The sequence below is a fragment of the Edaphobacter bradus genome (assembly GCF_025685645.1).
Classification (GTDB): Bacteria; Acidobacteriota; Terriglobia; order Terriglobales; family Acidobacteriaceae; genus Edaphobacter; species Edaphobacter bradus.
The window spans coordinates 538,146-560,068 of sequence record NZ_JAGSYF010000003.1 but is presented as its reverse complement, the minus strand read 5'-3'; the positions used below and the strand labels follow the sequence as shown (position 1 = coordinate 560,068).

Genomic DNA, 21,923 nt, shown 5'->3' with positions numbered 1-21,923 from the left:
GTAGACGCATCCACAGTTTGGATTTGCACTTGTCCTGGTTACCGTGAAATGTCAACTGTTGCCAACAGGGCAATGCGCCATTGAGCCACGGTTGAGATCCGTTTAGTGGATAGTAACGAGAAACGAGCATGCGGTGAGCAATGTCCGGTTTGTCGGCCACTCGGAAATGATCCGCTTGTTGTCGATCTAAATCCGTTCCGGGGAGTCAGCTTACGATCGTTCAAAAAAGATGCGCATTTGAAATCTCATAAAGGGCAAGAGCTAGTTGCCGAAGGCGGGGGACTGCTCCTGCTGGGTTGTAAGGGGGGTCGCCTGAGCGAGGCGGTTGCGATAGCTGGCGGCGACGAAGTCGCGGAAGATGGGGTGGGGCTCGAGCGGCTTGGACTTGAACTCGGGGTGGAACTGGCAGCCGAGGAAGAAGGGGTGGCCGGGGATCTCGACGATCTCGACGTAGGTGGCGTCGGGAGTGGTCCCAGTGAGGCGGAGGCCGCCGCCGGTGAGGACGGCCTCGTACTCGCGGTTGAACTCGTAACGGTGGCGGTGGCGTTCGGAGATCTCGGTGGTTCCGTAGGCCTGGGCGGCCAGTGATCCGGGCTCGAGGACGCAGGGCCAGGCTCCGAGGCGCATGGTGCCGCCCATCTCTTCGACGCCGGTTAGCTCGCGGAGCTTATAGATGACGCGGTGCGGCGTGGCGGGATCGAACTCGGAGGAGTTGGCGTCCTTGAGGCCGCAGACGTTGCGGGCGAACTCGATGCATGCGGTCTGCATTCCGAGGCAGATTCCGAAGTAGGGGGTTCCGGTCTCGCGGGCGTAGCGGATGGCGTTGAGCATGCCCTCGATTCCGCGCTTGCCGAAGCCTCCGGGGACGAGGATTCCGTCGAAGCCCTGAATCTGGCTGACGTAGTCGTTGGTCGGGCGGCCGGCTTCGTTGGTGGTTTCCAGGCCTTCGGCTTCGATCCAGGTGACTCGAAGCTTGAGGTTGTGAGCGAGCGCGCCGTGGACGAGGGCTTCCTTGAGGGACTTGTAGCTGTCCTCGTACTCGACGTACTTGCCGACGATGGCGATGGAGACCTCGTCCTTGGGGTTGTAGGCGCGGAAGACGATGTCCTGCCACTTGGAGAGGTCGGGGGCGGGAGCTTCGAGGCGGAGGTACTTGAGAGCGAGGGTGTCGACTCCCTCCTGCGCGAAGTTCAGTGGGACTTCGTAGATGCTGGGGACGTCGCGGGCAGCGATGACGGCCTGCTCCTCGACGTTGCAGAAGAGGGCGATCTTGGAGCGCATCTCGCGAGGGACGGCGCGGTCGGTGCGGCAGAGAAGGATGTCGGGCTGGATTCCGATGGAGAGCATCTCCTTGACGGAGTGCTGCGTGGGCTTCGTTTTGAGCTCCTGCGCGGCGGCGATCCAGGGGATGAGGGTGACGTGGACGAAGACGGTGTTATCGCGGCCGAGGTCCTGGCGCATCTGGCGGATGGCTTCGAGGAAGGGGAGCGATTCGATGTCTCCGACGGTTCCGCCGATCTCGACGATGGCGACGTCGCAGTCCTGCGCGACCTTGCGCATGGCGTTTTTGATCTCGTTGGTGACGTGGGGGATGACCTGTACGGTCTTGCCGAGATAGTCGCCGCGGCGCTCCTTGGTGATGATCTGTTCGTAGAGGCGGCCGGTGGTGAGATTGTTGTCGCGCGAGAGGTGGGCGTGGGTGAAGCGCTCGTAGTGGCCGAGGTCGAGGTCGGTCTCGGCGCCGTCGTCGGTGACGAAGACCTCGCCGTGCTGGAAGGGCGACATGGTTCCAGGATCGACGTTCAGGTACGGGTCGAACTTCATCAGGTTGACGCGGAGTCCGCGCGCCTCGAGCAGGCAGCCGATGGAGGCCGCCGCGAGACCTTTTCCTAACGAAGACACAACACCGCCCGTTACGAAGATGTACTTTGCAGACATTTCCGCGACCTCTTTGAATGAATTGGAAGTTTGTGCGTGGTGTGCACGATTAAGTATCGCAGGGTTGGGGATCAGAATCAATGGGGGTGTATCTGAAAGGGTTTACAGCACGCTGCGGGTAGAGGGTTGTGCTGGGGCGGCCGGGAATCAGATGCCTGTTTAGAGGCCGCCGTCAGGTTGAAGGAGTCGAGTCTGCTCAGAACCTCGATGTCCTTTTTTGTCCGGTCTACGGCTGGAGTGTGCCTTTTTTTCCGCGACAGGCCCACAATAGGATTTAGCTCATCGACGGCAATAAAATGGCGGTCGAAATAAGGAGCTTATTATGTTCGATTCAGAGACGGCGCTGCTGGTAGTGGATGCGCAGGAGTCTTTTCGTCATCGCCCCTACTGGACTGACAGGGACGAGCCGGCGTTCGTGAAACGCCTCCAAGCATTGATCGACGGAGCCAGGGAGCGGGGGATTCCGGTCGTGCAGATCTTCCACGTGGAGGAGACGGGGGCGTTCTCGCTGGAATCGGGGAACGTAAGAGTATTTGCGGGGATCTCGATCTCGCCGGATGCGGTTTTTCATAAGCGCAGCCACAGCGCTCTGATCGGCAGCGGACTGGATGTGTGGCTTGTGCAACATGGGATTCGGAGGCTGATTGTGTCCGGCATCAGGACGGAGCAGTGCTGCGAGACGACGACACGTCACGCATCCGACAGCGGCTACGAGGTGGACTACGTGACGGAGGCGACGCTGACCTTCCCGATGACCGATCGTAAGGGGCGGGTGTGGAGTCCTGAGGAACTCAAGGAGCGGACAGAGCTGGTGCTGGAAGACCGGTTCGCCCACGTCGTAACCGTGGAATCTGCGTTGGAGCGTGCAGCGGGCGCGGTGGCGGTCTGATGGCCGGCTCGCAGGCCAGGACGGTGCCGGTGTTTGTGGTGATGCCCGAGCCTGCGCTGTTGCTGGATGTGGCGGGTCCTCTGGAGGTGTTGCGCGTTGCCAACCGGCAGCTCGGGGCCACGCGTTTCGATGTGCGATATGTGGGACCGGCCGTGTCGGTGATGACGTCGATCGGAATCGCACTCAGCGGGATCGAGCCGCTACCGAAGGAGCTGGCGGACGGCGCGATGGTGGTGCTCTCGGGTGGTGTGGACTATGTCATGGCGCGAGAGGGACAGCCTCCGACGACGAAGGACAGCGGAGGAGTCGAGGCGATTGTTGCCTGGCTGGGTAGAGTGGTTCGGCCCGGCCACAAGGTGGTGTCTATCTGCTCGGGTGCGCTGCTGGCTGCGCGTGCGGGGTTGCTGGACGGCTGCCAGTGCACGACGCACCATGAGTGTTGCGGGGAGCTGGCGACGCTGGCTTCGACGGCCCGCGTGGTGGAGAACCGCCTGTATGTGGAGGACGGCGAGCGCTACACGAGCGCCGGCGTGACGGCGGGGATCGACCTGATGCTGCACATCGTGAGCCAGATGGAGGGGCACGCTCTGGCGGCTGAGATTGCGCGGTACCTTGTGGTGTATCTGCGGAGGAGTGGGGCGGACCCTCAGCTCTCACCTTGGCTGGAGGGGCGGAACCATATCCATCCCGCGGTGCACCGGGTGCAGGATGCGATTGCGGCCGATCCTGCGAAAAGCTGGACATTGCGCAGCCTCGCGCGAGTGGCAGGTGCGAGCAGCCGGCATCTGACGCGGCTCTTTCAAGAGCACGCGGGAATGAGCATCACCGACTACAAGAACAGCCTGCGGGTGGCGCTGGCCCGGGAGATGCTGAGCCAGACGAGTCTCGATATGGAGCGCGTGGCTGAACGCGCCGGATTCGGATCGACACGGCAACTACGGCGCGCGTGGAGGAGGCTGTACGAAACCGCCCCGCGAGAGGCGCGGAGTGGGATGATCAGCTAAGGCAACAGGTATGCTTAGGTGAATGTGGGGTGCGGATGAGTTGGGTCAGTCTGCAGGCGAGGATGTTGCGCGGGATCGACGGGCTGACTACGCGGCTGCGCGGGCCATCGGGCCCACCGCACCTGGTCGCTGGAGAGCTCGGGGAGCGGGAGGCGCTGTTTCATCTCCGTGGGCTGGGGTACACGGTCGTGGCGCAGCGGTGGAGGACGCCGAAGCTGCGCGGCGACGTCGACCTGATCGCGTGGGATGGGGAGTGGCTCTGCTTTATCGAAGTCAAGGCGCGAAGCTCTCGGGTAGTGGCGCCTGCCGAGGCCGCAGTGGATGAGGAGAAGCAGAGGATGCTGCGCAGGATGGCGCGCGCGTATCTGCGAGGGCTTCCGGAGGCGGTGCGGCGCGAGGTTGCGGTGAGGTTCGATGTGGTTTCGGTCTACTTCGAGCCCGGGGGCAACGAGTTTGAGGTCAACAAAGGAGCGTTCCGATGGGCTTGAGGTATACGCAGGGAACGGAGCCGGCGCTGCTGGAGCCGGCGGAGTTGGGCGAGCGGCTGGAGGGCGCGCTGCACAAGGGGATCTCGTGGCTGGTGACGCTGTCCGAGGCAGACGCATGCGTGCCGGAGCAGGAAGGGAAGTGGTCGGCCAAGGAGGTGATGGGGCACCTCACGGATTCGGCGGTGAACAACCTAGGAAGGATCGTCCGGATGCAGGGAGCTGAGGAGCAGAATCTGCCGGGATACGATCAGGAGGCCTGGGTGGAACGACAGGACTACCGCGGTCGCGAGTGGGCGGGCGTGCTGGGGCTGTGGTTTGCGTTGAACGAGCATATTGCCTGGACGATTCGGCATGTGGAGAAGCGCAGCCTGGCGAATGAAGGGGTGGTCGCGGGTGGAAGGTTGACGCTTGGGTTTCTGATTGAGGACTATGTCGCGCACATGGAGCACCACCTGCGCGCGCTGCAAGGATGGGTAAGTCCGGGAATGGCTGAGCGCGGCTGCAAGGCACGGCCCGCCGTCTTCGGCAAAGACGGCGTCTAATATTAGTGGGAATGATGGAGGGACGATGTCGCTGTTGAATGCGCCGGAGTATGACGAGAAGGGTGAGCGAAGGAAGAAGGGGCTGCTGATTGGAAGCGGCGTCGCACTGCTGCTGGCCGTGGTGATTGGGTTGGGCGGCTATCTGCTGGGGCATGGGTGGTTCTTCACGAATCTGCGCGCGGAGCATCGGGTGAGCAACTTCTTCACGTCGCTGGAGTCGCAGGACTACAACAAGGCGTATGCGATCTGGATGAACGATCCGGAGTGGCAGCAACATCCGCAGAAGTATGACTACTCGCTGAAGCGGTTCACGGAAGACTGGACGTCGGAGAGCCCGGTTAACGGGCCGATCCAGTCGCACCACGTGGACATCTCGAAGACGGATGGGACGGGCGCGTTCGGCACGGGAATTATTGTCGCGGTGCGGGTGAATGGCGACCACAAGCTGTTTATGTGGTACGAGAAGAAGGACGGGACACTGACGTATCCCGCCCCGCATGAGCTGGAGTATTAGGCAAGAGCCTAAGGGCACGAGTTGGAGTACAACTAGCGCCTTTTAGACTCTACTATTGAGGTGCAGGCCCACTCGGGCTCGAGGGCTTGGTAAAGCTGATTGCGACTCCTAATTTCCAATGGTAAGGCTTGGCTATCGGCAGGCTTGCGGCAGCTAGACTGGTCGTGTCGCCTACCTTCAGGCCACTCTGAAGCTGTTGTACCGCACCAGAATAAGCGCCGATCGTAAGAAACGCATACCGGCCGGGACTGGCCCAGGAAAGTCCAAAGAGGTATTCGACCGACGTGCCTTTTGTCGCATCGGGTTTTGCTGTCAGGCCCGCTGATAAATACTTCGGAAGGTAAGGACGCAATGTCGCGGCGCGCTCGAAGTCCGAGTAACGGACATGCACCAGCGCCATCGGCAGCAGCCTTGTACTCCCATTGTCCTGGTCAATAATTATGGTTTTGGAACTGTCCGTCGAAGAACCGGTGGTATAGGAGTGTTGCCCAAGCGGAGCTATGGAGATACCACCCGCGATAAACGTCCGCTGGCCGTGACCGAACTGATAGGTGTAGGTCCTGGACAGAGTGCTGGAGTCGGAACCTCCAGGCGCGGGATCTGAACCGGCAGACTGGCCACTGGACGGGGGAGAGGCAGGCTGGCTTGCGAGGGTGGGGTTGCCCCCTGCCGGTGCGGGCGAAGCGCCCTGGGCAGCGATGGTGTATTGGGACGTATCGACTGAAGAACAGGAGACAGTAACGGTGTCCGTGGCCTGTGTGTTCTCCGCTCTGTCGAACTCATGGCTCAGGTAAAAGGAGCCTTGTTTCCCCGCGACTGCGTGAACCTTCAGGACTGCATCGGCGACCTGCTGGCGACGTGTGGAGATCTCGCCCAACTTGGACTGCCACGCAAGAATCTGGGCAGACTTCTGGGACGCGTCGAAGATTGTCTCAAGCTGCTGCTTGTCGTTTGCGATGTCATCCTTCAGTAGACTCTGGCATTCGGCTTCGACTCCGTCTGCCAGCGTTCCATGCAGGAGCACGGCTGCGTTTGCAATGCTGTTGGCTGCATCGGACGCGGGTTTCCTGTCCAGGGATGCTGCGAGATCGCCTCCTGAGTCGTCGTCCTTATTAAACTTGACGTTCAAATCTGGCAGCTTCACCGATGTTTCTGTAATTGCGTCGATGTTTGGTATCAGGGTGCTGCATTTTGAGGGAGTGAGGACCTTGCTGAACCGGGTATTAAATTCTTGCGCGCTTCCATTCACTGCAGTGACCGCGTCATTGATGGAGTTAGTGAGGATGGTCGCTGAGCCAAAAATCTCCCGCCATGTCTGGTATCCGGAGAGCTGATGATAGGTGTCACGGCAGGATTGCAGCGTCGGTTTGGGTTTCGGAGGAGGAGCAGGCCTCTCTTTTCCAGCGGGTTGAGGGATGACTGCCTGCGGCAGAAGATTAGCGGGCGGAGCGGTCCCACCTTTGGAAGGTGGTTGTGAAGGCTGACTGCTCGACAGGTCGGCGAGCGGACCGCCAATGAGCGACAGGATGGAAGCGTTCGCGCTCTCCTGGACCTTTGTCGAATTTACGGTGAGGGTGCAACGCTGAAGGAACGGGTTGATGTCTTTGAGTACAAAGACCACCTGATCCCCGTTTGCGAAGGTACGCGGGCGCACTACAGAAGAACCTGAGCCGGGATCGGTATATTGAGACTCGCCGAGAGTGGCTGCTTCTATGGTGATTCGCTTTCCTCCATTACCGGCCGAGCCACAGGCTGGTGGATCGTCAGGCGGTGTGGCATACGCCGTAGAGCAGGTTGTAGAGAGTGTTACGGCCAGGGCAGACAGAAGGCATGAGGAACGAAACAGGCATACGAATCGCATATGGATCTCCGCTTATCGATTTGGATATCTGGGCCCAGGAACAACTGCGACTGTATTCAGATCTAGTTTTCTTTTTTACAGAGGAGCTGGGAAAGAGGAGGCGACTCATCGTAGCAACTCACGGCTCTAATGCAAGTAACTAAATGCTGTTGTTTGTCTATTAATTAGTTATTTATTCGGTACACGGAGTTATTACTTTCCATCGGAAGAAGCTGCAAACCTACGCACTTTCTATGCAGGAAAACGGCAAATTGATACTGTAATTCGAACTGCTGCGCCGCGTGCTTTGCTCCGATGGAGAGATTTGTCGACGGGATGGGATTCGAACCTGTAAGCGAATCGCCTAGTAGGCGTAGACGCGGACGTAGTCCACCAGTGTCTCCGATGGGAATGGCGTGGAGCTGGTTGGGCTGCCAGGCCAACTCCCGCCAACTGCGAGATTCAGGATGAAGAACTGTGCGTTGCCCGAGTCGAAGGGCCAGACGGAGCCCGGAAGCGAGGTTATGCTCGTCGGAGTGTAAGTGACGTAGATGTTGTTCACCGGGTCGTCGATGTAGTACTGAATCTTGCCGGGAGACCAGATCATTCCATAGGTATGCCAGCCGGCCGCAGTCTGCCCGGTCGGGAAGTTGTATTTGGTCCCCAGATTGGTCCCGAAAAATCCGGTGCCGTGCACGGATCCCATGTTCCAGTCGGGGGTTGATGCTGCATTGACGCGCTCCTGGATGTCGAGTTCTCCAGAGGCGGGCCAGCCGTCGGTGGCGATGTTGTTGCCCAGCATCCAGAATGCGGGCCAGAAGCCTTGCGACTCCGGCACCAGGATCTTTGCTTCGATGCGGCCGTATAGGAGGCTGAACAGTCCTTCCGACTTCAGGCGAGCTGAGGTGTAGACGCCAGGTGAGGGCTGCCGTGCTGCGATATGCAGGTAGCCATCGGTTCCCACGTAGGCGTTCGGCTTGGTTGGGTCGCACGGGCTGGCCGAGGAGTTCCAGCTGCAGTAGTCCTCAAGCTCCGAGTTGCCAAAGCCGCTGGCTCCTGTGTCATAGCCCCACACTGCCGGGTTGGGCTGGGCGTTGGCGCTCGTGGAGTTGTTGAACTCGTCGGACCAGACCAGTGTGCCGGATGCAATCGTCGTCGAGGGGGTCCAGGTGGCCACGCTGCTCGAGGTGACACCGGAGGCGGTGCCGATGGCCTTGATGGTCAGATTGGACGAGATGAGAATAGGCGTCTGATAGATCGGCGAGGATGGAGTCGGAGTGGACCCGTCGATCGTGTAGCGCACCTTTGCCCCGCCGGTCGTGGTGGCCATGGCGAGGATCACCGCGCCGTTTTGCGCGGCGGTGGTCGAGAACGTCGGAGTCGCCACGCTGCCGGTAGCGCCGCTGCCTGCTCCCGAGCCATTCCCGGCTCCGCTGCATCCGAGCACAGCCAGCCCATTCAGTAACACAGCTCCAGCCAGAAAGAGAGATCGCATTTTTGCCTCGCAAGACGTTCTACTCAATCGACATGACCTTAGTCAAGCGTTTGTCTAAATCAACAAATTTGACTGGAAGTCGCAAGGAGGCAGAATGCTTGCACAAGGACTAGCCGCTAATCGGCCATTGCCCTCAGTATGAGACTACGGATGCAGATGATGCGTGCCTTCTATGGGCAGATTATGCCCATATTTAGGACAAAGGTTTGTCTTCAGATGATGGCTCAAATAATTCACTTGACATTCACGTTCTCCGATTGCTCTAATCCCGCCTGTTCATTCGTAGCGACGCGCTGAAGTTCTAGACAACAAACGATTGTCTAGATGTTGGAGAGAGGGGAAGATGTTTGCCCAACTCACGCACCTGGCTGATTCGCGGCTGTGCAGGAATCACGGCAAACCTCGCGGAGCCCCCTCCGCGAAGCACTTGCAGGGGAATAATTGACGTTTTCAAAGGAGAGGCTAAATTATGAGGCACGCAATGCGTTTTATAAGTAGCCTAGTGGCGGCCGGATGCTTATCGGCTGTGGCAGGCTTCGCGCAAAATACCAATTCCGCCGATTTGCGCGGTACGGTCACCGATGCCACCGGAGCAGCCATTGCCGGTGCGACTGTCTCGGTACAGGATGTCGACAAGGGAATTACACGAACCCTGGTGACAGACGCCGCCGGTTTGTATGACTCAGGCTCGATTGTGCCGGACCATTACCTCGTGACCATTTCGGCGCCTGGCTTCAAGACCCTGGTTCGCGGCCCGCTCACTCTGATGGTGGGCACAGAGACGGTCAACGGCCAGCTTGCCATCGGCGGAGTGCAGGAGCAGGTGGTCGTGACGGAGGACCTTCCGCTTCTGGACACAGAGTCAGGTTCGCAGTCCAACACGATGACCTCCGGAACCATGTCGCAGCTGCCTCAGTATGGAGCTGATTGGCAGAACTTCGTGACTCTGCTGCCCGGCGTCTCCTTCAGCTACCGGTCTGGACAGACGGTCTCGGCAAACGGAAACCTGCCTTACAACACTGTGCTTGCGGACGGCGCAACGACTACCCTGCCGATGAGCCAGAACGCAGACGTTACGGTCTTTGAGACGACATCCGAGGTCAAGGTCGACACGTCGTCGTTCTCGGCGCAGTACGGGATTGGCGGCGTCATCTTCAACCAGGTCACCAAGGGCGGATCAAACCAGTGGCATGGGGCGCTCTACGAGTATCTGCAGAACACGGCGCTCAACACTGCGGATTACGCCTTCGGCCAGAAGTCTGCACCGGGCTTCCAGCGGTATGACAACTATGGCGGTTCGATCAGCGGCCCTGTTCTCAAGAACAAGCTGTTCTTCTACTTCAACTACGACAAGACATACAGCAACGGTGGTTCAGGCACCGGTTTTGCCACTGTGCCGACAGATGCCCAGCGCGCCGGCGACTTCACCGGAATGCCGACGATCTACGATCCCACCACGCAGACCGTCGATTCTCAGGGCAATCTTCATCGCAAGTCGTTCATCCAGGAGTATGGCAGCAACAAGATTCCTGCAAGCATGATCGACCCCGTGGCCAAGGCGATCAACACCTACTTCCCGGAGCCGAACGTTACCGGGCCCCAGACGGTCAGCACGAATGGCCTGCCCCAGAACAACTTCTTCTATCAGAACGTACCTAACCTGAACCCCTTCACCAAGTTCTTCGGGCGTCTGGACTACACGCCGGTTGCCAGTCACCGGATCACGATCTCCGAGACCGAAAGCGATAACCCGGCCGAATACCGGAACCAGAACATCTGCCCGGTCAATTGCCAGCATGGAGATGTGAGCCGTGATAACGCACAGGTCTCCGACGTGTGGACGATCAGGCCCAACATGATCAACGAAGCCCGCATTGGCTTTACGGACCAGTTGAACTTCTTCACGCCCTTCTCGATCGGTCAGGGCTTCCCGTCGAAACTGGGATGGAAGTTCGCCAAGGCGGACGTCTTCCCGACGATCAACATCTACGGCACCAACTACATGACCGCGGAGAGCAACGCCGTCTACAAGGAGATGCTCTTTGACCCGTCGGACGTCGTCACGCTGATCCACGGACGCCACGTGCTGCACTTTGGCGGCGAGATCCTGATCAACCGCGCCGACTCGACTGCCTGGGGCAACATCAATGGCGGTTACATGGGATTCTCCGGCGACTACACGGCGTCGGACGTCGGCCAAGGCGGTACCTCGGGCACCGAATATGCGGACTACCTTCTGGGCTACGTCAAGCAGTGGTCTGCAAACGTGAACCCCGAGTGGGGCGGCCGGCTCAAGAATCCTCAGGCCTTTGCGCAGGACGACATCAAGCTCCGTCCGAACCTGACGGTGAACCTCGGACTGCGTTGGCAGGGAATCAGCGGGTGGACGGAAGTGAAGGGCAACATGGCGACCTTCGATCCGAACGTGACGAACCCGGCCAACGGGAGCCTGGGAGCCGCGTGGTTCGGTACAACAAAGGCCAACGGCCGCGATCGTCTGCAGTCCGGGGTTTGGAGCACCTTCCTCCCGCGTGTTGGCGTCTCTTACTCGTTGAATCCGCAGACGGTGATCCGTGGAGGCTTTGGTCTCTTCGCTTACACCTGGAGCGTGGATACTTACGGCTCAGGCATGGGAGGCGCCTTTGGTTCCTCGGGCGGCGAGTATGACAACACGAATGGAATCAATCCAGTGGTGTTGTTGAGTTCCGACGGTAATACCAACTATCAGGGAGCGGCTGGAAAGAGCATCAATTCGCTATATCTCACCGCTCCATCTACCCCGGATGCCTTCAACGGTCAGCCTCTTGGCTACAACCAGTACCATACGCCTGTTCCGAAGATCTACCAGTGGAACGCAACTGTTCAGCGTGAGCTCGGATCCTCGATGATGGCCCAGGCTGCATATGTTGGGAGCCACGGCTACAACCTGAACTTTGGAGTAGACATCAACCAGGTCCCAGCGAACAAGCTGAGCGATCATGATGCCGAGGGTTCGACCAACGCCCGTCCGTATCCCCTGTTCCAGGGCATCGGCGGGAGCACGAACAACGCCATCTCCAACTATCACTCGCTACAGCTCTCGTTCCAGAAGCGGATGTCGCGTGGCCTTGAAGCGGGCGTCAACTACACCTGGTCTCACTTCCTCGATGATCAGGACTCGTCGGGATGGGGCAGCAGTGCAGGCTCAACGCACTACCAAAGCTCCTATTGCGTGTCCTGCAACTACGGCCCATCGAACTTTGACATTCGTCACCTGTTCAACGCATCGGTGGTCTACCTTCTGCCGTTCGGCAAGAATGGGATGTTCCTGACGCATAACTCGCTCGTCGATGCTGCGGTTGGCGGCTGGCAGATCTCCGCAATTGTGCGGAAGAATACCGGCACTCCCTTCACCCCGCTGATGGCGACGAATACCACCTTCGCACAGGCAGGCGATCAGTATCCGAACCTGGTCGGAAACCCGCACCTTGCCCACCGCAGTCTGAACGAGTGGTTCAATGTGGATGCCTATGCAGACCCAGGAAAGTTCAAGTTCGGCAATGTTCGCCGCAACTCTCTCGTGGGGCCAGGGTACTCCATCCTGAACCTTTCGCTGGGCAAGAACTTCTCCATCCATGAGAATGTGAAGCTGCAGATTCGGGCAGATGCGAATAACTTCTTGAACCATGCCAGCTTCGCCAATCCTAATCCGAACATCGGAAACGGAAACCACGCTGACATCAACAGCACAACGACCAGCTCACGTCACATCCAGCTCTACGCACGCCTCTCGTTCTAACTTCGAATAAGAGGTCCCAACCGATAAGGACGACGGTTCCAACCGTCGTCCTTATCGCATTTTCCGGCTCTAAGCCGCTACGGCATGATCCGATTGGTATCTCTGAGACTATGGATGCAGATGATGCCTGCCTTCTATGGGCAGATCATGCCCATATTGAGGACAAAGGTTTGTCTTCAGATGATGGGTGAATAATTCACTTGACATTCATGTTCTCCGATTGCTCTAATCCCCCTGTTCATTCGTAGCGACAACAAACGATTGTCTAGATGTTGGAGAGGGGAAGATGTTTGCCCAACTCACGCACCTGGCTGATTCGCGGCTGTGCAGGAATCACGGGAAACCTCGCGGAGCCCCTCTGCGAAGCACTTGCAGGGGAATAACTGACGTTTTCAAAGGAGAGGCCAAATTATGAGGCACGCAATGCGTTTTATAAGTAGCCTAGTGGCGGCCGGATGCTTATCGGCTGTGGCAGGCTTCGCGCAAAATACCAATTCCGCCGATTTGCGCGGTACGGTCACCGATGCCACCGGAGCAGCGATTGCCGGTGCGACCGTCTCGGTGCAGGATGTGGACAAGGGAATCACACGCACCCTAACGACGGACGCCGCTGGCGTCTATGACACCGGCTCGATTGTGCCGGACCATTACCTCGTGACCATTTCGGCGCCAGGTTTCAAGACCCTGGTGCGAGGGCCTGTCACGCTGTTGGTAGGCATTGAGACGGTCAACGGCCAGCTCCCCATTGGTGGAGTGCAGGAGCAGGTGGTCGTGACGGAGGACCTGCCGCTTCTGGACACGGAGTCCGGTTCGCAGTCCAACACGATGACCTCCGCGACCATGTCGGAACTGCCGCAGTACGGAGCGGATTGGCAGAACTTCGTTAATACGCTGCCCGGCGTCTCGTACAGCTTCCGGTCCGGCCAGACTGCTTCGGTAAACGGCAACCTCCCTTACAACTCGGTGTTGGCGGACGGAGCGACGACGACCTTGCCGATGAGCGAAAACGCCGACGTTACGGTCTTCGAGACCACTGCCGAGGTGAAGGTTGACACGTCCTCCTTCTCGGCGCAGTACGGGCTTGGCGGCGTCATCTTCAATCAGGTCAGCAAGAGCGGATCGAACCACTGGCATGGAGCCGCGTACGAGTACCTGCAGAACACTGCGCTGAATACTACGGATTACAGATTCGACGGCAAAAAAAATACAGCTGGCTTCCAGCGGTATGACAACTATGGCTTCTCGGTCAGCGGACCCATCCTCAGGGACAAGCTGTTCTTCTACTTCAACTTTGACAAGACCTACAGCAACGGCGGTTCGGCCGCTGCTACCTTGACTGTTCCGACCGATGCTATGCGGGCCGGCGACTTTACCGGGTTGCCCACCCTCTACGATCCCAGCACGCAGACGATTCAACAGACTGGAACCCATCTCTATCCCGGGCAGGACCCGACAAAACCAACAAAATGCCCATGTGCTATCCGGACATCCTTTGCCGATGAGTATGGCAATGGCAACAAGATTCCCGCGAGCATGATCGACCCTGTGGCCAACGCCATCAACGCCTACTACCCGAAGGCCAATGTTCCCGGGCACACTGGCTCGAATGGCCTGCCTGCCAACAACTATTCCTACGAGGGCCCGCCTAACCTGAACCCCTTCACCAAGTTCTTTGGGCGTCTGGACTACACCCCCGTCGCCTACCACCGGATCACCATCTCCGAGACCGAAAGCGACAACCCGGCCACATACCTGAACCAGAACCTCTGCCCGATCAACTGCCAGCATGGAGATGTGAGCCGCGATAACGCACAGATCTCGGATGTGTGGACGATCAGCCCCAACATCATCAACGAAGCGCGCTTTGGCTTTACCGATCAGTTGAACTACTTCACGCCCTTCTCCATTAACCAGGGCTTCCCCTCGAAGCTGGGCTTGAAGTTCGCCAAGGCGGATCTCTTCCCGAACATCAACGTCTCCGGGATTTACGGCCTGGCCTCAGCGAGCAACGCCGTCTACAAGGAGTTCGTCTTTGACCCGTCGGACGTCGTCACGCTGATCCGCGGACGCCACGTGTTGCACTTTGGCGGCGAGTTCCTGATCAGCCGGGCCGATTCGACTGCCTGGGGCAACCTTGATTCCAGTACCATTGGCTTCAATGGCAACTACACTGCGGCGGGTAACGGCCAGGCCGGTACCTCTGGTACAGGGTACGCGGACTTCCTGCTTGGCTACGCGCAAAACTGGAACGCCAAGTTGTCTCCGGAGTACGGGGCCCGGATCAAGACTCCGCAGGCCTTTGTACAGGACGACATCAAACTCCGTCCGAACCTGACGGTGAATCTCGGACTGCGCTGGCAGGGAACCACGGGATGGAGCGAGGTGAAGGGCAACATAGCCAGCTTCGATCCCACGGTCACCAATCCTGCAGACGGTAGCCTGGGAGCTGCCTGGTATGCCAACACCAAAGCCAATGGCCGCTCTCAGCTCCAGGCTCCCGTGTGGAGCACCTTCCTCCCGCGAGTTGGCGTCTCCTACTCGTTGGACCCCAAGACGGTACTCCGCGGCGGTTTTGGCCTCTTCGCCTACACCTGGAGCTCGGATACCTACGGCAATGGCTTGGGCAATGCGTTCGGCATCAATCTCTCAACCTATAGGGACAGCACCAGTGGAATCTCTCCGGTTGTGCTCCTGAGTTCCGACGGGAACACCAACTACCAGGGATCGGCCGGGCATAGCATTAATTCGCTGTTCCACCCGAGATCGGGCCCGGACGGCTACAACGGCACCGGCATGTCGTACAACCAGTACCACACTCCGGTTCCCAAGATTTACCAGTACAACTTTAGCGTTCAGCGCGAGATTGGATCCTCGATGGTGGCCCAGGCTGCGTATGTAGGAAGCCATGGCTATAACCTGAACTTTGGAGTAGACATCAACCAGGTCCCGGAGTCCAAGCTGGCTTCGAATGATGCCCTGCCCGGCCCGACCAATGCTCGTCCTTATCCCCTGTTCCAGGGACTCGGCGGAAGCACGAACAACGCAATCTCCAACTACAACTCACTACAACTCTCGTTCGAGAAGCGGATGTCGCGTGGCCTCAACGCAACCGCCAACTACACCTGGTCTCACTTCCTGGATGATCAGGACTCCGCCGGATGGGGCAGTAGCGTAGGAAGCACGCACTACCAGAGAGCGTACTGCGTGTCCTGCAACTACGGCCCGTCGAACTTTGACATCCGTCACATGTTCAATGTCACGGCCATCTACCAGCTTCCGTTCGGCAAGAATGGGCTGTTCCTGAATCACAACTCCGTCGTGGATGCTGTGGTTGGGGGCTGGCAACTCTCTACGATCGCCCGGGTGAATACCGGTACTCCCTTCACTCCGACCATGCAGAGCAACACGGGCAGCTATGCACAGGCAGGTGATTGGTATCCGAACCAGGTCGGAGACCCGCATCTTGCCAACCCCGGCCGGGCGGAGTGGTTCAACGTAAGTGCCTTTGCACAACCAGCAAACGGAACGTTCGGCAATATCCGCCGCAATTCCCTGCGGGGGCCTGGGTACTCCATCATGAACCTCTCCCTGGAGAAATCCTTCTCTATCTCAGAGAAGGCGAAGCTCCAGATTCGGGCAGACGCGCAAAACTTCCTGAACCATGCAAGTCTCGGCAATCCCAATGCAACGATCGGGAATGGGGGCGCGGGCACGATCAACGGCACAACTACCGGCAGCCGTCACATCCAGCTCTTCGCACGCGTCTCGTTCTAACTTACGAATAGAGGCCCCAACCGAAAAGGACGACGGTTTGCCGTCGTCCTTTTCGCATTTTCGCAGCGCTAGGCCGCTACGGTATGATCCGATTGCTATGTCTGTAAAATCCGTTTTCTTCACGGGCCTCCTGTTTGTTCTCCCGGTGTCTTGCGTTTGCCAGTCGACGCAGAGTAAGAGTGGCCAGATTCATCTTCACGAGAGCAAAGCTCAGCAATATCTAAGGCAGCAGCGGCCCGATCTGGCGATCCCGGAGTTCAACGCTATTCTCGCGCTGGATCCCGCGAATACCGACGCGCAGGGAAATCTTGGTGTTCTGCTCTTTTTCCGCGGCGACTCTGCGGGAGCTGTTCCGCATCTGCGCGCCGCAGTCAACTCCAATCCGGAGCTATGGAAGCTTCAGGCCCTGTTGGGATTGGCGGAGGCCCGGCAGAGCGATGCCGGCAGCCGCGCCGACCTGGAGGCGGCCTTCCCACATCTGAAAGGAGAAAAGGTTCAGGCAGAGGTGGGTAGCGCGCTGATCGACAGCTATACGGCGAACGGTGAGTTGGAAAAGGCAGCAGGCACGGTTGCAACACTTCTTGAGTCGCAGCCTACCGATGTGAAGCTGCTCGCGATGTCCTATCGGCTTTATTCGGACCTGGCAGGCAGGACAATGCTGACGCTTGCTCTGACCGATCCCAACAGCGCGCAGCTGCATCAGGTGATGGCTCGCGAGCTGGCCCGGCAAGGAGACGATGCCGGCGCGATCAAGAACTATCGCGAGGCGATCAGGATCGATCCGAAGGTTACGGGACTTTATTTTGAGCTAGGAGATATTCTCTACAGCTCGAGCGATGAGAAGCTGAAGGCCGAGGCGGAGGGAGAGTTTCGTGCTGCGGTGGCGGCCAATCCCAACGATGAAAAAGCGCAGCTCATGTTGGGAAAGATCGCAGCCGCGCGTGGAGATATGAAGACGGCGTACGACAATGACTCCCATGCGCTGGAATTGCAGCCCAATGATGGAGACGCCTGTACGGAGTTTGCCAAGGTGCTCCTCTCGATGAAGGAGCGCGGGAGGGCGCAGCAGATGCTTGAGCACGCGGTGGAGGTTGATCCCACGAACTACGTCGCGCACTATCGGCTAAGCACGCTGTACCGTCAGCAGGGAAGGCCCGAGGAAGCGAAGAAGGAGCTGGCGGAGTATCAGAAGTACAAGGACATGAAAGAGAAGCTGCGGACGGTCTTTCACGATATGCGGGTCAATCTGGATGAGAAGGCGGATGAAGATGCTGGGATGTCGAAATAGCCGGCTGATCGCCGCTGCTATCCTGCTGCTCTCCCTCGTTCTCCAGGCGCGGCTGGGGGCGCAGACGCAATCCGGCTCAACGGCCAGGTTTCCTCAACTGGTCGATATCACGGCGTCTACGGGAATTCATTTCAATCATCTGTCCAGCCCTGCGCAGAGGTACATCGTCGAGTCGATGAGCGGCGGCGTTGCCATCATTGACTACGACGGCGACGGATGGCCCGATCTCTACTTCACGAACGCGCCCAGTGTGGCGATGGCGCTTGATGGGAAGAAGGCGAGAAGCGCGCTCTTCCACAACAATCACGACGGAACATTCACAGACGTAACCGAGAAGGCCGGTGTCGGGTATCCCTGCTGGGCGATGGGTGTCGCAGTCGGTGACTTCAACAACGACGGGCGGCCGGATCTCGTTGTGAGCTGCTTCGGCGGCGTCGTGCTGTATCGAAACAATGGGGATGGAACATTTACCAATGTCACGAAGGCCGCGGGGCTCGACAAGGACAGCGGCTGGGCGACCGGTGTGGCCTTCGGAGACTACGACGGTGACGGCAACCAGGATCTGTTTGTGGCGCACTATGTCGATCTCGATCTCCACAATCTTCCTGAGTTTGGGGCGCGGAAGACCTGCCAGTATCACGAGATTGCTGTACAGTGTGGGCCGCGAGGATTGAAGGGCTCGCCCGATGCGCTTTATCACAACAATGGCGATGGCACCTTCACAGAAGTCGCAGAGCAGGCTGGCGTGAATGATGCGAACAAGTTCTTTGGTCTAGCGGCTGTCTGGTCCGATTTCGACAATGATGGCAAGCTCGATCTCTTTGTCGCGAACGACGGCGGGCCAAACTATCTCTACCACAACGAGGGCAACGGGCATTTTAAGGAGATTGCCTTCGACTCAGGCGCCGCGGTCAGCGAGGATGGCCAGGAGCAGGCGAACATGGGAGTCGCAGTGGGCGACTATTTGAATAATGGACGAATGAGTATCTTCGTCTCTCACTTCAGTGAGGAGTATGCGACACTCTATCGCAATGACGGTGGGCTGAGCTTCACAGATGTCTCGCACGCGGCCGGCGCTGCGCGGCCAACCGTACCGTTTGTGGGTTGGGGAGACGCCTTCGTCGACCTGGACAACTCGGGTTGGCAAGACCTGATCCTTGTAAATGGCCACGTCTACCCGCAGGTGGACGATGCGAAGATCGGCACGTCGTATCGAGAGCCTAAGCTGGTCTTTCAGAACCAGCGGGACGGGACGTTCAAGGATATAAGCGCACAGGTGGGGCCGGCGATGGGCGTGCCTCAGGTAAGTCGCGGGCTGGCCGTCGGGGACCTGTTTAACCGAGGCAGTCTGGACGTTGTGGTCGAAAACATCGAAGGCGAGCCGATGATCCTCGAGACGAAGAGCAACCCCGCGCATCATTGGGTCAGCTTTGATCTGGAGGGAAGTCCCGCGAACCGGCTGGCTCTCAACGCCCGCATTCGCATCACGACCGGAAAGCTGCAACAGACGGGCGAGGTGAGAAGCGGAGGCAGTTATCTCTCACAGAACGATCTGCGCTTGCACTTTGGATTGGGGGACGTGTCACGGATCGATAAGGTCGAGGTCTTCTGGCCGAATGGAAAGACGCAGGAATTTGAGAATGTCGCGGGGGATTGTTTCTACCACCTGAAGCAGGGCGGCGCTCTGACTCAAGGTAAAGAGATGGAACACGCCACATCCTCTTCGAAGCGTTGATTGGTGGGTGATGGTTCTGTGAATGTTCAGAGCTTACGGTCTGGGCAGAGCAGAAGAAGAGAAGCGCCGAAGACGATGAGCGAGATGAAAAAGGTGGCGACCGTGAAGCCCATCATGCGGCGCATTTTGATGCCGGCGATGGCGAGGATGGGCAGGGCGAAGAACGGATGAAGCATGTTGGCGACCGACTCGCCCATCGCAACGGCCATGGTTGTGTCAGCGTAGGATGCGTGCAGGTCGCGCGCAGCTGGGATGGCGAAGGGCCTTGCACCGCCCAGTGTCCGAGCGGTCCACATGGGGCGCGTTCACCCTCAGGCGGAGACGATTGACGTGTATTCGCCAAAGCGTCGGCGTTGCAGGACGGCGCGTCGAAAGCCCAAAAGCGCAAGACGGTTAAAAGGGAAGTAGGCACAAAGATGGGCACAGTTGAAAAGAGGAAAATTCGGCGAGCTCTCGCCAAATCTTCATAAATCCAAGTATTGATTGGAGTTGAATGGTGGGCCCGGAGGGATTTGAACCCCCAACCAAGGGATTATGAGTCCCCTGCTCTAACCGTTGAGCTACAGGCCCGTTGTCTCGGGCTTCTTTAGTCTCGCATGGCAGGCGTGGGCGCTCAAGCTTCGGATCAGCACGACACAGTGTTCTGCGAAAGTTTGCGCACTCCTCACGCTCGAGCTTCGTAGACGAGATTGAACGGCGTCTCGCTAGCGCGGCGGAACTGGCTGAACCCTCCGCTCATCACGACCTCGCGCATCCGCGTCTCTCCGGCCTGCGCTCCGAGCGCGAGGCCTACCTCTTGCGAGCGTGAAGCCGGTGTGCAGATCATAGTCGACGCCGAGTAGAAGACCCGGCCTATCGGGTTGAGGTTGTCTTCCACCTTGTCATTCGCGTAGGGTTCGACTATCATCCACGAGCCCTCGGACGCGAGCGTGGAGAGGACATGCGCCGAGGCCCCTACGGGGTCGCCCATATCGTGCAGGCAATCGAAGAAGGCGACGAGATCGTAATTTTTGCCGGGGAACTGCTTGGCTGAGGCGACCTCAAAGGTGATGCGTTCGGCCACGCCTTCCTTCTGGGCGGCGTTGCGGGCCCACTCGATCGAAGCTGGGTGATAGTCGAAGCCGAAGAATTTCGAGTTCGGATAGGCCTTCGCCATCAGGATTGTGGATGAGCCGTGGCCGCAGCCTACGTCAGCGACGCGTCCGCCCTTCTCCAGCTTGGCAACGACGCCGGTCAACGATGGCAACCAACTCGACATCAGGTTGGCGGCGTAGTTCGGGCGGAAGAAGCGCTCCGTGCCTTCGAACATCTGCGGGTCATGCTCGTGCCAGCCGACGCCCTTGCTCGTGCGAAAGGCCTCGGTAATCTTGGGTTCGTCACGCATCAGCGCCCCGATAATCTGGAAGGCTCCAGGGATGAAGGCCGGGCTGTCTTCCTGCGCGAGCGCGAAGGCTTGCTCCGGCGGAAGCAGGTAGGTCTTCGTTGCGGGATCGTAGGTCAGGTAGCCGCTGGCGGCGTTTGCATTCAGCCACTCGCGGGTATATCGCTCGTCGGTGTGGGCCTTGGTGGCGAGCTCCGCAGAGGTCAAAGGACCCGCGCCTGCCATCGCTTTGTAGAGGCCGAGCTTGTCGCCGACGATTACCAAGGCCGCGTGCAGGGCAGCGCCCATGTCCTGGACAGCCCGGCCCATAAATGCGTTGAGTTTAGACGGATCAATGACGTTGGAAAGAGCTGGGCTTGCCATGGAGGTTCCTCCTTCCGCCTGCAGCTGGGCTCGAATGGCGCACGATTCGAGGATGGGGTGCCGGGCGGAAATGTTAAGTAAGGGGCCCGTAACTGGCGATATTGTGCTCCTCGCCGATGGAGCATGGCAAGCCTTGCACCTGCCGAGCATAATGGCTTCGACAAATGGGGTTCACCGTGGTTAACTTGTGTAGATGTCGCAAGAGATGACAGTTTCGAGGGAAGACTATCTCAAGGCCATTATCGAGGCTGAGAGCGAGGGGCGCACGGTCATTCCGGCGTTGTTGGCACAGTGGCTTGAGGTGTCGCCGCCCGCTGTCACGAAGGCTGTCAAGCGGTTGAGGGAGGATGGCTACGTCGATGCGAATCGCGATGGCACGCTGAAGCTCACAGCGAAGGGCAGAGAGGCAGCACACCGGACCGCCCTGCGGCACCATCTGGTGGAGCGCATGCTGGCGGAGATCTTCGGCATGGAGTGGCATCAGGTCCACGCAGAGGCGGAACGGCTGGAGCATGTTATCTCTCCGGCGGTTGAGGCCAAGCTGATTGAAAAACTGGGCAAGGAGGGCGACTGCCCGCACGGCAACCGGGTTCTGCCGGAGACGCCCGCTCAGATCAGGAAGCGTGGTCTGCTTCCGTTGTCGGAGGCGGTCGAGGCAAAGGACTACGTCGTCGCGAGCCTGTATGAGCGCGATTTCCGGCTGCTCGAGTTTCTGCATAAGATTGGAATCGGGCCTCGGGTGCCGGTTCGAGTGTTGGAGCGCAACTACGACGACACGATTCAGGTGTTGACTCCAAACGGCCCGGTGACCCTGGGAAGCCCCGCCGCGGGCAGGGTCTGGGTGAAGCCGAAATCAGGGGATAAACCAAAGCATCGAAAAAATAAGTAACCAAG

General features: G+C 58.9%; 15 protein-coding genes and 1 tRNA gene. 10 read left to right on the top strand and 6 right to left on the bottom strand.

Annotated elements, in window-relative coordinates:
- Positions 1-261: 261 nt before the first annotated feature.
- On the bottom strand, positions 262-1,938 hold the full coding sequence (locus tag OHL16_RS14640; protein WP_263367913.1) for a CTP synthase: 1,677 nt from the start codon (positions 1,936-1,938) through the stop codon (positions 262-264).
- A gap of 322 nt (positions 1,939-2,260) precedes the next feature.
- On the opposite strand from OHL16_RS14640, the gene OHL16_RS14635 reads away from it, so the two are divergent.
- Genes OHL16_RS14635 through OHL16_RS14615 form a run of 5 tightly spaced genes read left to right on the top strand, consistent with a single transcriptional unit; the run spans position 2,261 to position 5,375 of the window.
- Positions 2,261-2,827, top strand: a complete 567-nt coding sequence (locus tag OHL16_RS14635) for a cysteine hydrolase family protein (RefSeq protein WP_263367912.1) — start codon at positions 2,261-2,263, stop codon at positions 2,825-2,827.
- Positions 2,827-3,831, top strand: coding sequence for a GlxA family transcriptional regulator (locus OHL16_RS14630; protein ID WP_263367911.1), 1,005 nt, complete (start codon positions 2,827-2,829; stop codon positions 3,829-3,831). The genes OHL16_RS14635 and OHL16_RS14630 overlap by 1 nt, the downstream gene beginning before the upstream one ends.
- A gap of 35 nt (positions 3,832-3,866) precedes the next feature.
- On the top strand, positions 3,867-4,319 hold the full coding sequence (locus tag OHL16_RS14625; protein WP_263367910.1) for a YraN family protein: 453 nt from the start codon (positions 3,867-3,869) through the stop codon (positions 4,317-4,319).
- On the top strand, positions 4,310-4,861 hold the full coding sequence (locus tag OHL16_RS14620; protein ID WP_263367909.1) for a DinB family protein: 552 nt from the start codon (positions 4,310-4,312) through the stop codon (positions 4,859-4,861). Before OHL16_RS14625 ends, OHL16_RS14620 begins: the two co-directional genes overlap by 10 nt.
- A gap of 25 nt (positions 4,862-4,886) precedes the next feature.
- Positions 4,887-5,375, top strand: coding sequence for a hypothetical protein (locus OHL16_RS14615; RefSeq protein ID WP_263367908.1), 489 nt, complete (start codon positions 4,887-4,889; stop codon positions 5,373-5,375).
- A 52-nt stretch (positions 5,376-5,427) separates the two neighbouring features.
- Here OHL16_RS14615 and OHL16_RS14610 read toward each other — a convergent pair whose 3' ends face one another.
- Positions 5,428-7,236, bottom strand: a complete 1,809-nt coding sequence (locus OHL16_RS14610) for a hypothetical protein (protein ID WP_263367907.1) — start codon at positions 7,234-7,236, stop codon at positions 5,428-5,430.
- A gap of 343 nt (positions 7,237-7,579) precedes the next feature.
- Positions 7,580-8,710: a family 16 glycosylhydrolase gene (locus OHL16_RS14605; protein WP_263367906.1), complete on the bottom strand. Its 1,131-nt coding sequence runs from the start codon at positions 8,708-8,710 to the stop codon at positions 7,580-7,582.
- 481 nt (positions 8,711-9,191) lie between these two features.
- Between OHL16_RS14605 and OHL16_RS14600 the strand changes: the two genes are divergently transcribed.
- The 4 genes from OHL16_RS14600 (at position 9,192) to OHL16_RS14585 (ending at position 19,285) form a co-directional block, all read left to right on the top strand.
- The gene (locus tag OHL16_RS14600) at positions 9,192-12,488 is read left to right on the top strand and encodes a TonB-dependent receptor (protein ID WP_263367905.1); all 3,297 of its coding nucleotides are present in this window, start codon (positions 9,192-9,194) and stop codon (positions 12,486-12,488) included.
- A gap of 423 nt (positions 12,489-12,911) precedes the next feature.
- Positions 12,912-16,262, top strand: a complete 3,351-nt coding sequence (locus tag OHL16_RS14595) for a carboxypeptidase regulatory-like domain-containing protein (RefSeq protein WP_263367904.1) — start codon at positions 12,912-12,914, stop codon at positions 16,260-16,262.
- A gap of 97 nt (positions 16,263-16,359) precedes the next feature.
- Positions 16,360-17,550, top strand: coding sequence for a tetratricopeptide repeat protein (locus OHL16_RS14590; protein WP_263367903.1), 1,191 nt, complete (start codon positions 16,360-16,362; stop codon positions 17,548-17,550).
- Complete coding sequence (locus OHL16_RS14585) at positions 17,525-19,285, top strand: CRTAC1 family protein (protein WP_263367902.1); 1,761 nt, start codon at positions 17,525-17,527, stop codon at positions 19,283-19,285. The genes OHL16_RS14590 and OHL16_RS14585 overlap by 26 nt, the downstream gene beginning before the upstream one ends.
- Before the next feature lie 26 nt (positions 19,286-19,311).
- Here the strand turns inward: OHL16_RS14585 and OHL16_RS14580 are convergent, their stop codons facing one another.
- The 3 genes from OHL16_RS14580 to OHL16_RS14570 all read right to left on the bottom strand — a co-directional run bounded on the left by OHL16_RS14580 (position 19,312) and on the right by OHL16_RS14570 (position 21,029).
- Entirely contained in the window at positions 19,312-19,581 is a 270-nt protein-coding gene (locus tag OHL16_RS14580; RefSeq protein ID WP_263367901.1) for a TIGR00366 family protein, read from the bottom strand.
- 198 nt (positions 19,582-19,779) lie between these two features.
- Positions 19,780-19,855, bottom strand: a tRNA-Ile gene (locus OHL16_RS14575).
- A gap of 94 nt (positions 19,856-19,949) precedes the next feature.
- Complete coding sequence (locus OHL16_RS14570) at positions 19,950-21,029, bottom strand: class I SAM-dependent methyltransferase (RefSeq protein ID WP_263367900.1); 1,080 nt, start codon at positions 21,027-21,029, stop codon at positions 19,950-19,952.
- Between the two features lie 205 nt (positions 21,030-21,234).
- On the opposite strand from OHL16_RS14570, the gene OHL16_RS14565 reads away from it, so the two are divergent.
- Positions 21,235-21,918 (top strand): metal-dependent transcriptional regulator, encoded by a 684-nt coding sequence (locus OHL16_RS14565; protein WP_263367899.1) that lies wholly within the window; start codon positions 21,235-21,237, stop codon positions 21,916-21,918.
- Positions 21,919-21,923 lie beyond the last annotated feature (5 nt).

What these genes read in the sequence shown, in the direction of transcription:
- OHL16_RS14640 (WP_263367913.1), bottom strand. Translation starts at nt 1,938, where the DNA reads ATGTCTGCAAAGTACATCTTCGTAACGGGCGGTGTTGTGTCTTCGTTA.
- OHL16_RS14635 (WP_263367912.1), top strand. Translation starts at nt 2,261, where the DNA reads ATGTTCGATTCAGAGACGGCGCTGCTGGTAGTGGATGCGCAGGAGTCT.
- OHL16_RS14630 (WP_263367911.1), top strand. Translation starts at nt 2,827, where the DNA reads ATGGCCGGCTCGCAGGCCAGGACGGTGCCGGTGTTTGTGGTGATGCCC.
- OHL16_RS14625 (WP_263367910.1), top strand. Translation starts at nt 3,867, where the DNA reads ATGAGTTGGGTCAGTCTGCAGGCGAGGATGTTGCGCGGGATCGACGGG.
- OHL16_RS14620 (WP_263367909.1), top strand. Translation starts at nt 4,310, where the DNA reads ATGGGCTTGAGGTATACGCAGGGAACGGAGCCGGCGCTGCTGGAGCCG.
- OHL16_RS14615 (WP_263367908.1), top strand. Translation starts at nt 4,887, where the DNA reads ATGTCGCTGTTGAATGCGCCGGAGTATGACGAGAAGGGTGAGCGAAGG.
- OHL16_RS14610 (WP_263367907.1), bottom strand. Translation starts at nt 7,236, where the DNA reads ATGCGATTCGTATGCCTGTTTCGTTCCTCATGCCTTCTGTCTGCCCTG.
- OHL16_RS14605 (WP_263367906.1), bottom strand. Translation starts at nt 8,710, where the DNA reads ATGCGATCTCTCTTTCTGGCTGGAGCTGTGTTACTGAATGGGCTGGCT.
- OHL16_RS14600 (WP_263367905.1), top strand. Translation starts at nt 9,192, where the DNA reads ATGCGTTTTATAAGTAGCCTAGTGGCGGCCGGATGCTTATCGGCTGTG.
- OHL16_RS14595 (WP_263367904.1), top strand. Translation starts at nt 12,912, where the DNA reads ATGCGTTTTATAAGTAGCCTAGTGGCGGCCGGATGCTTATCGGCTGTG.
- OHL16_RS14590 (WP_263367903.1), top strand. Translation starts at nt 16,360, where the DNA reads ATGTCTGTAAAATCCGTTTTCTTCACGGGCCTCCTGTTTGTTCTCCCG.
- OHL16_RS14585 (WP_263367902.1), top strand. Translation starts at nt 17,525, where the DNA reads ATGAAGATGCTGGGATGTCGAAATAGCCGGCTGATCGCCGCTGCTATC.
- OHL16_RS14580 (WP_263367901.1), bottom strand. Translation starts at nt 19,581, where the DNA reads ATGTGGACCGCTCGGACACTGGGCGGTGCAAGGCCCTTCGCCATCCCA.
- OHL16_RS14570 (WP_263367900.1), bottom strand. Translation starts at nt 21,029, where the DNA reads ATGGCAAGCCCAGCTCTTTCCAACGTCATTGATCCGTCTAAACTCAAC.
- OHL16_RS14565 (WP_263367899.1), top strand. Translation starts at nt 21,235, where the DNA reads ATGACAGTTTCGAGGGAAGACTATCTCAAGGCCATTATCGAGGCTGAG.